We start from the raw sequence: 12,465 nt of genomic DNA on the forward strand, positions 1-12,465 counted from the left end.
GTTGTTTTACAGAGTGACACCACTCGCCTATCGTCGAGCCCATGTTCGATGGTCCGCCTCAAATCGAGATCACGCCGGCAGAACGCCGCGCCCGGCTGAGGCTGGCGCGCAGCGCCCGCATCGGCCCCGTCACCTTCCACGAGGCGCTGGCTAGTTGCGGCTCGGCCCTCGCGGCCTGCGCCACCGTGCCGACTGTCTCCGAAGCCCGGATCGAGCGCGAGGAACAGGCGCTCGCCGCCCTCGGCGGACGCTTCCTAGTCATCGGTGATGCTCTCTATCCCGCCGCGCTGGCCGCCCTGCCGGACGCCCCGCCCGTCCTCTCCGCCCTCGGCGAGCCGGGCCTGCTCGGCCGGCCGACCCTGGCCATCGTCGGCGCGCGCGAGGCCTCGCTGGCCGGCCGCCATTTCGCCGCCGAACTCGCCGCCACGCTCGGTGCGGCGGGCTTCGTGATCGCGTCGGGGCTGGCCCGGGGCATCGACGCGGCCGCCCATGAGGCGGCACTCGACACCGGAACGATCGCCGTGCTGGCCTGCGGCGTCGATCGGGTCTACCCGCCGCAGAACGCCTCCCTGCAGGAAGAGATCGCGGCGCGCGGCCTGATCCTCAGTGAAGTGGCCCTGGGCGCGCCGCCCATCGCCCGGGCCTTTCCCCGGCGCAATCGCATCGTCAGCGGCCTCTCTGCCGGCATCGTGGTCATCGAGGCGGCGGCCCGGTCGGGCTCCCTGATCACCGCCCAACGGGCCGCCGAACAGGGCCGCGAGGTGTTCGTCGTGCCGGGCTCGCCGATGGACCCGCGATACGCCGGATCCAATAGCCTTATCCGGGATGGGGCCATTCTGGTGCGCGATGCCAACGATATTCTGAGCGTCCTGGGCCAGCCCGAACCTGCCCCACAACCCTTTGAGAAACCTACCCGAATTTCCGAAGACACAGCGACTGCACAGGTCGTGCAGGCCCTGGGCTCGGTACCCACTGCGGTTGACGAACTGGTACGCCGGTGCCAAGTGTCCGCCGCCTCCATAGCGGAGGTCCTCATGGCACTGGAGCTGGAGGGCCGCCTGGAGAGGCACCGGGGCAACCGCGTATCTCTGATTTAGATCAGTGATTTAGCTCCGGTTATTGAGAATCAAACGGAGCATATTCCGGCGATGGACGTACTGGTCGTCGAGTCCCCGGCCAAGGCTAAGACCATTGGGAAGTATCTGGGCCCCGGCTACACCGTGCTGGCCTCGTACGGTCATGTCCGTGACCTTCCGCCCAAGGATGGTTCGGTCCGGCCGGACGAAGACTTCGCCATGGATTGGGAAGTCGATGCCCAGTCGCAGAAGCGCATCGACGCGATCGCCCAAGCCGTCCGCAATGGCGGCAAGCTCTACCTCGCCACCGACCCGGATCGCGAAGGCGAGGCGATCTCCTGGCATGTGCTCGACATCCTGCAGCACAAGAAGGCGCTGGCCGGCGTCGACGTGAAGCGCGTCACCTTCAACGCCATCACCAAGAAGTCCGTCCTCGACGCCGTCGCCAACCCGCGCGACCTCGACCAGCCGCTGATCGACGCCTACCTGGCGCGCCGCGCCCTCGACTATCTGGTGGGCTTCACTCTTTCTCCTGTCCTGTGGCGCAAGCTGCCGGGCAGCCGCTCGGCCGGCCGCGTCCAGTCGGTGGCGTTGCGCCTGATCTGCGAGCGCGAGTCTGAGATCGAGGTCTTCAAGAGCCGCGAATACTGGACGGTCGACGCCTATTTCGGCACCGCCAAGAAGCAGGTGCTGAAGGCCCGCCTCACCCATCTCGACGGCCGCAAGCTCGAGAAGTTCGACCTCGACACCCAGGAGCGCGCCGAGCAGGCCAAGCGCGAGATCGAGCGCCGCGCCTTCGCGGTCTCCTCGATCGACCGCCGACAGGTCCGCCGCAACCCGCCGCCGCCCTTCATCACCTCGACCCTGCAGCAGGAAGCCTCGCGCAAGCTCGGCCTCGGCGCCGCCACCGCCATGCGCATCGCCCAGCGCCTGTATGAAGGTGTCGATATCGGCGGCGAGACGGTCGGCCTCATTACTTATATGCGTACCGACGGCGTGCAGCTCGCGCCGGAGGCGATCGGCCAGACCCGCCGCCTGATCGAGACGAAGTACGGCGAGGCCTATGTGCCGGCCAGCCCGCGCATCTATACGTCCAAGGCCAAGAACGCCCAGGAGGCGCACGAGGCGATCCGCCCGACGGATCTCTTCCGCACGCCGCAGGACGTCGCGGCCTATCTGGATAAAGACCAGCTTGGCCTCTACGAGTTGATCTGGAAGCGCACCGTCGCCAGCCAGATGGAAAGCGCCGTGCTCGACCAGGTGACGGTCGACATCGCCAGCGGCGACAAGACCGTGCAGCTGCGCGCCACCGGCTCGGTCGTGAAGTTCAACGGCTTCCTGGCCCTCTACGACGAGGGCCAGGACGACAAGAGCGACGACGAAGAGTCGGGCAGCATCCTGCCCGATGTCACCGAGAACGAGGCGATGGACCGGCGCGAGGTCGTGCCGGAACAGCATTTCACCGAGCCGCCGCCGCGCTACTCGGAAGCCAGCCTGGTGAAGAAGCTCGAGGAGCTGGGCATCGGCCGCCCCTCGACCTATGCCAGCATCATCGAGGTCCTGCAGCGCCGCAACTACGTGCGCCTCGACCGCAAGCGCTTCATTCCCGAGGATCGCGGCCGCATCGTCACGGCGTTCCTTCAGACCTATTTCCCGCGCTACGTCGAGTACGGCTTCACCGCCCATCTCGAGGAAGAGCTCGACGATATTTCCAGCGGCAAGATCGACTGGCACGAGGTGCTGCGCGAATTCTGGAAGGCCTTCTCGGCGGCGGTCGGCGAGACCAAGGAGCTACGAGTCAAGGAAGTGCTCGACAAGCTCGACGAGGAGCTTGGCCCCCACTTCTTCCCGGCCAATGACAATGGCGGCAAGAACCCGCGCGACTGCCCGTCCTGCGCCAACGGCCGCCTCGGCCTGAAGCTCGGCAAGTTCGGCGCCTTCATCGGCTGCTCGAACTATCCGGAGTGCCGCTTCACGCGGAAGCTCGGCATCATCGATGCCGACGCCGATGCGGCCAGCGGCGAGAATCTTGACGGCCCCAAGATTCTGGGAATCGACCCGGTGACGGGCAAGCAGGTCACCCTGCGCAAGGGTCCCTACGGTCTCTATGTCCAGCTCGGCGAGCCGGAGGGCAAGGAGAAGCCCAAGCGTCAGTCGCTGCTGCGCGACATGACGCCGAACGACCTGACGCTCGAAAAGGCGCTGGCGCTGCTGTCGCTGCCGCGTGAGTTGGGACCGCATCCCGAGGATGGCGAAACCATCCTCGCCGGCGTCGGCCGCTTCGGCCCCTACGTGAAGCACGGGCCGAAGTACAAATCGATCCCGTCCGACGAGAGCGTGCTCGACATCGGCATGAACCGCGCCGTGGCCCTGCTCGCCGAGGCCAAGGTCCCGCGCGGGCGTACCGCCGCCAAGCCGATCCGCAGCATCGGCAACCATCCGTCCGACGAGGCGCCGGTCGAACTCTACGACGGCCGCTACGGCCCCTATGTGAAGCATGGCGGGGTCAACGCCACGGTCCCGCGCGACATCAAGCCGGAGGAGCTGACGCTCGACCAGGCGGTCGCGCTGCTGGCCGAGCGCGCCGCCAAGGGTGGCGGAAAGAAGCCGAAGGCTGCGAAGGCCAAGAAGGCGGCGCCCGAGGCGGCCCCCAACGCGGCTAACGATGCCGGCGCCAAGCCCAAGGCGAAGAAGGCCGCCGCCAAGAAGAAGCCTGCCGCGAAGAAGAAGGCGGCCAAGGACAAGGACAAGTCCGACGCCCCGCCCCGCACCGGCACCGATGGCTAAGGGCAAGGTCCCGACCCGCGACGAACTGCTGGCCTTCATCCGCGAGAGCGAAACGCCTGTCGGCAAGCGCGAGATCGCGCGGGCCTACGGGCTGAAGGGCGACCAGCGCATCGAGCTCAAGGAGCTGCTGCGCGACCTGCGCGACACCGGCGAGATCGCACCCGATCGGGCCAAGACCTTCCGCGATCCGCAGGCGCTCACCGAGACGGCCGTGCTGGAGATCGTCTCGGTCGACAATGATGGCCACCTGCTGGCCGTGCCGCGCCGTCACGACGACGAAAAGGACGGGCCTGCCCCGCGCATCGAGGTCGTGGCGCCGGCCTCGCGCAACGTGCCGGCCCCAGCCGTCGGCGACCGCGTGCTGGCGAGCCTGAAGCGCCGCGGCAAGAACACCTACGAAGCCCGGATCATCCGCCGCCTCGGCGGCGGGCCGAAGAAGATCCTCGGTCTCTACGAGGAGCCGGACGGCCGTCATGGGCAGGGCCTCGTCACACCGACCGACCGCAAGCTGCGCCGCGAATTCGACGTGCGACCCAGCGACAAGAACGGCGCCTTGCCGGGCGACATCGTGTGGATCGAGGAGACCGGCAGCTCGCTCACTCGCCGGGCGCGGGTCGTCGAGCGCATCGGGCCGATGAGCGATCCGCGCACCATCAGCCTGATCTCGATCGCCGCCAACGACATCCCCATCGATTTCCCCGAAGCTGCGCTCGAGGAAGCGGAGAAGGCCAAGGCCGCGCCCATGGGCCAGCGCGTCGACCTTCGCAGCGTGCCGCTGGTCACGATCGACGGCGAGGACGCGCGCGACTTCGACGACGCGGTGTTCGCCGAGCCCGATCCCAACCATCCCGGCGGCTGGCGCATCCTCGTGGCCATCGCCGACGTCGCCTGGTACGTGCGCCACGATCGGCCGCTCGACCGCGCCGCCTACCGGCGCGGCACCTCGGTCTATTTCCCCGACCGCGTCGTGCCGATGCTGCCGGAGCAGCTCTCCAATCATTGGTGCTCACTGATCCCGCACGAGGATCGCCCGGTGCTGGTGGCCGAGATGTGGATCGACGCCGAAGGCGATCTCAAGCGCCACAAGTTCCACCGCGCCATGATGCGCTCGGCCGCCCGCCTCACCTACAACCGGGTGCAGCGCGCCATGAATGGCACGCCCGACGAGGAGATCGAGCCGCTGATGGACCAGGTCGTGCGGCCGCTCTACGGCGCCTACCGGGTCCTGCTGGCGGCACGCGAAGCCCGCGGCGCCCTCGACCTCGACCTGCCGGAGCGCGTCGCCACGCTGGGCAAGGACGGCCACATCGCGCGGATCGGCGTGCGCGAGCGGCTCGACAGCCACAAGCTGATCGAGGAATTCATGGTGCTGGCGAACGTCGCGGCGGCGCAGGCGCTGGAGCAGCGCCACGCCCCCTGCCTCTACCGCGTCCACGACCAGCCCGACCTCGCCAAGCTCGAGGCGCTGCGCGAATTCCTCGGCACTCTGGGACTCAAGGTTCCGACCGGCCAGCGGCTGCGCCCGGCCGATCTCAACCGCATCCTGCATGAGGTTGCCGACAAGCCGGTGTCCCAGCTCGTCAGCCAGACGGTCCTGCGCAGCCAGAGCCAGGCCGTCTACAGCCCCGACAATCTCGGCCATTTCGGATTGGCCCTGGCGCGCTACGCCCATTTCACCTCACCGATCCGCCGCTTCCCGGACCTCATCGTCCACCGCGCCCTGATCGCGGCCTACGGGCTGGGCGACGGCGGCCTCGTGGCCGACGACAAGGGCCGCTTCACTGAATTCGGCGAGCATCTTTCGATGTGCGAGCGCCGGGCCGTGGCCGCCGAGCGCGGCGCCATGGACCGCTACGTGGCGGCCTTCATGGCGGCCCATGTCGGTGCCACCTTCCCCGGCAGGGTCACCAGCGTCACCCGCTTCGGCCTGTTCGCCTCGCTCGACGGCACCGGCGCCGACGGGCTCATTCCGATCCGCTCGCTCGGCCAGGAATTCTTCCGCCACGACGAGGGCCGGCAGGTCCTGATCGGCGAGCGCACCGGCGAGACCTTCGGCTTGGGCGACCGGTTGCAGATCAAGCTGGTCGAGGCCGACACCGCCACCGGCGGCCTGCTGTTCGAGATCGTCGACGTGATCGAGCGGGTCGAGCGGCAAGCGGCGCCGCGCACTTTCCGTTCGCCACATGGCAAAGGCGGTGGAGGACCGCCGCGGCGTCCCGTCGCGCATCGCGGGCCGTCACGGGACAAAGGGTCACGCCGACGAAAGTAATCGCCGGGCCCATCTTCTATCCATGGATGGCGAACACGCTCCGGTTGATTTCTGGACCGCCCTGATGAGGGGCTGGCACGGCCGTTGCCCGCGTTGCGACAAGGGCCGGCTGTTCAGATCCTATCTGAAGATGAAGGGCCATTGCGAGGTCTGCGACCTGGCGCTTGAGCCCTATCGCGCCGATGACGCGCCCGCCTATTTCACCATCTTCATCGTCGGTCACATCGTGGTGCCGCTGGTGCTCCTGGTCGAGCGCTGGGGCACCGAGCCGCCGCTCTGGCTGCACGCCCTTTTGTGGCTGCCGCTCTCTGTCGCACTTGCCCTTTATTTGCTGCCTCGCATAAAAGGCGCCGTAATTGCGCTGCTTTGGGTCCAGAAAATGGGTGCTCCCAAGGCTGCGTCCGAGAGCTACGACCCCTCAGCCTGAACGACGTGGCCGCCCGCCGACGGCCTGTGCTATGCTGGTTGCCGCCGGGTATGGAAGTGCCTCAATTCCCTTTTCTTCGTACGACGCTGTCGCGCGCGACAGCGTCGCTTGTTGCTGCCTGTCTGGTCGTCTCCTGTGCGACCGCTCCCGACGCGCCGAGTAGCCAGGCCGAAAGTCGCGCCGCGGCCAGCGATGTCGGAATCGAACGGGTCGTCCTCCAGGCCTACCGGGCCATCGGCGACCGCCATCTCTACGAACCCAATTTCCGCAATCTCTCGGTCGAGGCCTATCGCGGCTTCGCCAGCAGCGATTCCACGCTGGTTCTCGAGGCCAGCGACAGCAGCCTCACGGTGAAGCGCGACGGCAAGGAAGTCGTCAGCCGCCCCGCCCCGTCCGACACCACGGACGGCCGCGCCTGGGGCACCACCCTGACCGAATTGATGGCCGGCTCGATCGACTCTTCACCTGCTCTGCAGCAGATCGACCGCCAGGTGCTGATCCGCCAGGCGATGACGGCGACCACCAAGCAGCTCGACCGCAACAGCCGCTACGCCGACCCCGACGAAGCCCGGGACAACCGCTTCCAGCGCGACGGCGGCGGCGGCGTCGGCATCACTGTCGAGCGCACCGAGGACAAGAAGATCCTGATCCGCGCCGTCCAGGAGGGCTCGCCCGCCGCCAAGGCCGGCATCGAGGTCGGCGACCAGATCCTGGCCATCGACTCCGATTCGATGATCGACCGCCCGCTGTCCGACGTCGTGGCCAAGCTGCGCGGCGCGGTCGGCGCGCCGGTCACCATGAAGGTGCTCCGCCCCTCGATGGGCGCCGAACTGACCCTGCCGATGAAGCGCGGCCGCATCGTCCCGACCACGGTGGTCTACGAGCGCCGGGGCGACGTGGCGCTGATCCACCTGACGGGCTTCAACACGGCGACGACCGAAAATCTCCGCGCCGCCCTCGACAAGGCCAAGGCCGATATCGGCCAGAACCTCACGGGCATCATCATCGACATGCGCTCCAACCGCGGCGGCCTGCTCGACCAGGCCCAGACGGTCTCGGAAATGTTCATCGGCGACGGCACGATCTTCTCGACCAACGGTCGCCACCCCGACAGCAAGCGCACCTATCGCAGCTCCAACGGCCGCGCCGCCGCCGGACAGATTCCCATCGTGGTGCTGATGAACGGTGGCTCGGCCTCGGCCGCCGAGATCGTGGCCGCAGCACTTCAGGATCGCGGCCGCGCCGTCGTGATCGGCACCACCAGCTACGGCAAGGGCACGGTCCAGACCGTCGTGCGGCTGGCCAACGAGGGCGAGCTGATCCTCACCTGGTCGCGCCTGCAGGCGCCGTCCGGCTACACCTGGAACGAGCTCGGCGTGCTGCCCAACATCTGCACCTCGAAGGTCGGCGATGCGAGCAAGCTCGGCGCCGCCTCGGTGGACTCCAACCAGGGCCAGCTGATGCGCTGGCACGCGCTGCGCAATCCCACGCCGCAGGAAGTGACCGACCTGCGCAAGATCTGCCCGCCGGGCGAGAGCGCACCGGAGGCCGACGTCGATCTCGCCGTCCGCCTGCTGCGCGACCGCGCCCTTTATGCCCACGCCGTGCAAGCGGCGACCTTCCAGGCCGCCGCCCGCCCCTAGCTTGAGGGGTTGACACGGCAGCCCCGCTGACTACTTTGCCCGCCTCTGCGAATTCGCCCTCCGGGGCTTAAGGACAATTGCCATGGCCAAGCCGACTTCCATCCTGATCAAGATGATCTCCAGCGCCGACACCGGCTTCTTCTACGTGACCAAGAAGAACCCGCGCACGAAGACCGAGAAGCTCGAACTCAAGAAGTACGACCCGGTCGCTCGCAAGCATGTCGTGTTCAAGGAATCGAAGATCAAATAGCCTGCCGCTCTGCAGGACCGACGACCAAGCCGCCCTTCCGGGCGGCTTTTTCGTGGGCTAGGGTCCCGCGCCATCCAACAGGAGGAGAGAGATCATGAGCGCCCAGCTTTCGCGCGACGACTGGAAAGGCCGCATCGGCGGTCTGAGCTACCGCAACCAGGCCTTCATCGGCGGCAAGTTCGTCCCCTCCCAGACCGGCAAGACCTTCGACTGCGTCAATCCCGCGACCGGCCAGGTCCTGACCAAGGTCGCCGCCTGCGAGCAGGCCGACGTCGACGCCGCCGTGAAGGCCGCGCGCGCCGCCTTCGAGAAGAGCACCTGGGCCAACATGGCGCCGGCCCAGCGCAAGCGCATCATGCTGAAGCTTGCCGACCTCATGATGAAGAATCGCGAGGAGCTGGCCCTGCTCGAGACGCTCGACATGGGCAAGCCGATCGCCTTCTCCGCGTCGGTCGACATCCCGGGCTCGGCCAACACCGTCCAGTGGTTCGGTGAAGCCATCGACAAGATCTACGACGAGGTCGCCCCGACCCCGGGCAACGTCATCGCCATGATCACCCGCGAGGCTGCCGGCGTCGTGGCCTGCGTCGTGCCCTGGAACTTCCCGCTGCTGATGGCCTGCTGGAAGATCTCGCCGGCGCTGGCCGCCGGCAACTCGGTGATCCTGAAGCCGGCCGAGCAGTCGCCCCTCACCGCGCTGCGCCTCGCCGAACTGGCGGCCGAGGCCGGCATCCCCGAGGGCGTGTTCAACGTGCTGCCGGGCTTCGGCGAGACCGCGGGCCAGGCGCTCGGCCGTCACATGGACGTCGACGTGCTGGCCTTCACCGGCTCGACGGAAGTCGGCAAGTACTTCCTCCGCTACTCCGGCGAATCCAACATGAAGCAGGTCTGGCTCGAGTGCGGCGGCAAGTCGCCGAACATCGTGCTGGCCGACGCGCCGAACCTCGACATCGCCGCCCGCCGCACGGCCTTCGGCATCTGGTTCAACCAGGGCGAGGTCTGCACCGCCGGCTCGCGCCTCATCGTCGAGGACAAGATCAAGGACGAGTTCCTCGCCAAGGTCATGGCGATCGGCCAGAAGATGATGCCGGGCGACCCGCTCGACCCCAAGACGCAGATGGGCGCCATGGTCGACGAGACCCAGACCAAGCGGGTCATGGGCTACATCGACGCCGGCCAGAAGGAAGGCGCCAAGCTCGCCATGGGAGGCAAGCAGGTGCACATCGACAATGCCGGCTCGTTCATCGAGCCGACCGTGTTCGACAATGTCGACAACAAGATGAAGATCGCCCAGGAGGAGATCTTCGGACCGGTCCTGTCGGTCATCCCGGTCAAGGATGCCGAACAGGCCCTCACCGTCGCCAACGACACGATCTACGGCCTCGCCTCGGCGATCTTCACCTCCGACATCAACAAGGCCTTCAAGTTCTCCAAGGCCCTGCGCGCCGGCTCGGTGTGGGTGAACACCTACGACGGCGGCGACATCACCACGCCGTTCGGCGGCTACAAGCAGTCGGGCAACGGCCGGGACAAGTCGCTGCACGCCTTCGACAAGTTCACGCAGATGAAGACGACCTGGATCCAGCTCGGCTGAGCTACCTCCAATTCGCACAAGGACAAGGCGGCCTGTGGGCCGCCTTGTTTCGTTTGAGGTATCGGCTTGGCCCGAAACATGCTTTGAAGAAGGTCAGGGAGAGGTCATGCCGTCACTGACAATAAGGCACGTCACGACCTATCGATACCGGCAGCCGGTCGCCTTCGGCGAGCACCGCATGATGCTGCGGCCCCGCGACTCGCACGATCAGCGCGTCATCGAGATAAGCCTCGAAATCCAGCCCGCCCCTTCCAGCTTGCGCCATGAGACGGACGATTTCGGCAACCACGTCGCCATCGCCGAGTTCGCCGGTGTCGCCACCGAACTCACCTTCGCGAGCGTGGTCAGCCTCGAACATTCACCCACCCACGCCGCTCATCCCGGCCCTGACGAAGCCGCGGCCCTCTTTCCCGTCGACTACGCCGACGAGACGGCCAACCTCGCCTACTGCATCCATCGCCACGATATCGGGCCCGACGACGCGGTCGCCCATTGGGCACGCCGATTCCTGCCCGCGGACGGTCAGATCTCTGCCCTCCAACTCATGGCACGTCTCTCCCAGGGCATCCACGACGGCTTCCTCTACCGTCGCCGCGAGGCCAAGGGCGTGCAGGCGCCGCGCGAGACGCTCGAACTCGGCCACGGCAGCTGCCGCGACTTTGCGCTCCTGATGATCGATGCCGCGCGCTCGCTGGGCCTCGCCGCCCGCTTCGCCTCGGGTTACCTCGCCACGATGCCGAACGTGGCGCCGACCGAGGCGCACGGCGCGACGCATGCGTGGGCGCAGGTCTATCTGCCCGCTATGGGTTGGATCGATTTCGATCCGACCAGCGGCAACGTCGGCAAGGCCAGTCTCGTTACGGTGGCGGTCGTGCGCGATCCCGAGCAGGCACTACCGCTGCACGGTACCTTCGTCGGCTCCCGGGCCGATACTCTTGGCATGGAGGTCCACGTCAGCGTCACGCCCGATCCGGCCTAGACGCCTGATCGATCTCTGCCGCATTGTGACTCGAGGGCGTCGGAATGAAGATTCGCATTGGGTACGAGATCGTCTACGACTTCCCGCAGCCAACTCCAATGATTGCGATATTGGGCACCCATCCCTCACGGGCAGGCGATCTCGTCGAGTCCGACAAACTGACAACCGATCCGGCCGTACCAATTACCCGCTATCGCGACGCATTCGGCAACCTGTGTAGCCGCCTTGTCGCGCCGGCCGGGCGGATACGGCTCTCCGGCAATGGCATCATCCGTGATTCAGGAAGGCCAGAGAAGACCGTGCTGTCGGCCCCGCAGCATGCGGTGGAGGATCTGCCCTCCGAAACCTTGGTCTATCTTCTTGGCAGCCGCTATTGCGACACCGATCGCCTCTCCGAAATAGCATGGAGCCTCTTCGGAAAAGGGCCGCCCGGCTGGGCCCGCGTCCAAGCGATCTGCGACTATGTGCACGATCACATCACCTTCGGTTACGAGCATGCCCGGCCAACCAAGACGGCTTGGGAGGCCTTCAACGAAGGCAACGGCGTGTGCCGCGACTACGCTCACCTGGCGGTTACGTTCTGCCGCTGCATGAACATTCCCGCACGCTATTGCACCGCCTATCTAGGCGACATCGGCGTGCCACCGGTCGATGCGCCGATGGATTTCGCCGGCTCGTTCGAAGCCTATCTCGGCGGACAGTGGTACCCATTCGACGCGCGCAACAACACGCCGCGCATCGGCCGCATCCTGATCGGCCGGGGCCGCGACGCCGCCGACGTGCCGATCACCCATACGTTCGGCCCCAATACGCTGGTGAGCTTCAAGGTCATAACCGACGAAATGGTCTGACGCGCATCAGCGCACGCCGGCGAGGATTTCGTCGACCGTCGTCACTTCGGCATACTCGCCGTCCAGCAGCGCCAGAGTGAGCTGATGCACGTCCTCGGCCGGCCATAGCCGGCCGGTAAGATCGCGCTTGTCGCACGACCAGCAGGCATCGCTTGGCAGGCGCACCCGGAAGCCGAGATTGCCGGCGACGCGCACCGTCGCCTCGACCGAGTTGGCCAGCAGCACGCCGCAGATCACCAGCGGCGGTTTCTCGCCGCCGGCGCCCGCCATCGCCTGCAGGCCGGCTGCGAGGTCGGTGCCGATGAAGGCGCTGTGCACCTTCTTGGTCACGACCAGCTCGCCCTCCAACGGCGCGGTGAGCGGCAGGAAATCGTTGCCTTCCTGGCCCGGCCGGAACGGCGACTCCGGCTTCGTACCATCGTGCTTCACGTGGACGATCGGCGCGGCGCGGCGACGCCAGTCGGCCAGCAGGCGGGCGATGTTGGCCTCGGCGCCGGGATTGTTGCGGGGTCCCCACTTGGGATGATCCATGGCCTTCTGCTGGTCGATGAGAATCAAAACGTCGTCAGCCATGCATCCCTGCCCCCTT

General features: G+C 67.0%; 10 protein-coding genes. 9 read left to right on the plus strand and 1 reads right to left on the minus strand.

The window, feature by feature from the left end; all coding sequences use genetic code 11:
- The first annotated feature begins 41 nt into the window (after window positions 1–41).
- The 9 genes from dprA to AC1ROX_RS18385 all read left to right on the plus strand — a co-directional run bounded on the left by dprA (window position 42) and on the right by AC1ROX_RS18385 (window position 11,876).
- On the plus strand, window positions 42–1,097 hold the full coding sequence (gene dprA / locus AC1ROX_RS18345; RefSeq protein ID WP_493127727.1) for a DNA-processing protein DprA: 1,056 nt from the start codon (window positions 42–44) through the stop codon (window positions 1,095–1,097).
- Between the two features lie 51 nt (window positions 1,098–1,148).
- Window positions 1,149–3,863: a type I DNA topoisomerase gene (gene topA / locus AC1ROX_RS18350; RefSeq protein ID WP_493127728.1), complete on the plus strand. Its 2,715-nt coding sequence runs from the start codon at window positions 1,149–1,151 to the stop codon at window positions 3,861–3,863.
- Window positions 3,856–6,132 (plus strand): ribonuclease R, encoded by a 2,277-nt coding sequence (gene rnr / locus AC1ROX_RS18355; protein ID WP_493127729.1) that lies wholly within the window; start codon window positions 3,856–3,858, stop codon window positions 6,130–6,132. Before topA ends, rnr begins: the two co-directional genes overlap by 8 nt.
- Before the next feature lie 22 nt (window positions 6,133–6,154).
- A complete protein-coding gene (locus AC1ROX_RS18360; protein ID WP_493127731.1) occupies window positions 6,155–6,559 on the plus strand; it encodes a DUF983 domain-containing protein in 405 nt (134 codons plus the stop codon).
- Window positions 6,560–6,615: 56 nt separating this feature from the next.
- On the plus strand, window positions 6,616–8,202 hold the full coding sequence (locus tag AC1ROX_RS18365; protein ID WP_493127732.1) for a S41 family peptidase: 1,587 nt from the start codon (window positions 6,616–6,618) through the stop codon (window positions 8,200–8,202).
- A gap of 82 nt (window positions 8,203–8,284) precedes the next feature.
- Complete coding sequence (rpmG, locus tag AC1ROX_RS18370; protein ID WP_020696277.1) at window positions 8,285–8,452, plus strand: 50S ribosomal protein L33; 168 nt, start codon at window positions 8,285–8,287, stop codon at window positions 8,450–8,452.
- Window positions 8,453–8,546: 94 nt separating this feature from the next.
- Window positions 8,547–10,046, plus strand: coding sequence for an aldehyde dehydrogenase (locus AC1ROX_RS18375; RefSeq protein ID WP_493127733.1), 1,500 nt, complete (start codon window positions 8,547–8,549; stop codon window positions 10,044–10,046).
- A gap of 106 nt (window positions 10,047–10,152) precedes the next feature.
- Window positions 10,153–11,025, plus strand: coding sequence for a transglutaminase family protein (locus AC1ROX_RS18380; protein ID WP_493127735.1), 873 nt, complete (start codon window positions 10,153–10,155; stop codon window positions 11,023–11,025).
- Window positions 11,026–11,069: 44 nt separating this feature from the next.
- Complete coding sequence (locus AC1ROX_RS18385; RefSeq protein ID WP_493127736.1) at window positions 11,070–11,876, plus strand: transglutaminase-like domain-containing protein; 807 nt, start codon at window positions 11,070–11,072, stop codon at window positions 11,874–11,876.
- A 6-nt stretch (window positions 11,877–11,882) separates the two neighbouring features.
- On the opposite strand, the gene AC1ROX_RS18390 is transcribed toward AC1ROX_RS18385, so the two are convergent.
- The gene (locus tag AC1ROX_RS18390; RefSeq protein WP_493127738.1) at window positions 11,883–12,449 is read right to left on the minus strand and encodes a cysteine hydrolase family protein; all 567 of its coding nucleotides are present in this window, start codon (window positions 12,447–12,449) and stop codon (window positions 11,883–11,885) included.
- Window positions 12,450–12,465 lie beyond the last annotated feature (16 nt).

This window comes from Reyranella sp. GW821-FHT14A01 (assembly GCF_058803965.1).

What these genes read in the sequence shown, in the direction of transcription:
- dprA (WP_493127727.1), top strand. Translation starts at nt 42, where the DNA reads ATGTTCGATGGTCCGCCTCAAATCGAGATCACGCCGGCAGAACGCCGC.
- rpmG (WP_020696277.1), top strand. Translation starts at nt 8,285, where the DNA reads ATGGCCAAGCCGACTTCCATCCTGATCAAGATGATCTCCAGCGCCGAC.
- AC1ROX_RS18385 (WP_493127736.1), top strand. Translation starts at nt 11,070, where the DNA reads ATGAAGATTCGCATTGGGTACGAGATCGTCTACGACTTCCCGCAGCCA.
- rnr (WP_493127729.1), top strand. Translation starts at nt 3,856, where the DNA reads ATGGCTAAGGGCAAGGTCCCGACCCGCGACGAACTGCTGGCCTTCATC.
- AC1ROX_RS18380 (WP_493127735.1), top strand. Translation starts at nt 10,153, where the DNA reads ATGCCGTCACTGACAATAAGGCACGTCACGACCTATCGATACCGGCAG.
- AC1ROX_RS18375 (WP_493127733.1), top strand. Translation starts at nt 8,547, where the DNA reads ATGAGCGCCCAGCTTTCGCGCGACGACTGGAAAGGCCGCATCGGCGGT.
- AC1ROX_RS18360 (WP_493127731.1), top strand. Translation starts at nt 6,155, where the DNA reads ATGGATGGCGAACACGCTCCGGTTGATTTCTGGACCGCCCTGATGAGG.
- topA (WP_493127728.1), top strand. Translation starts at nt 1,149, where the DNA reads ATGGACGTACTGGTCGTCGAGTCCCCGGCCAAGGCTAAGACCATTGGG.
- AC1ROX_RS18390 (WP_493127738.1), bottom strand. Translation starts at nt 12,449, where the DNA reads ATGGCTGACGACGTTTTGATTCTCATCGACCAGCAGAAGGCCATGGAT.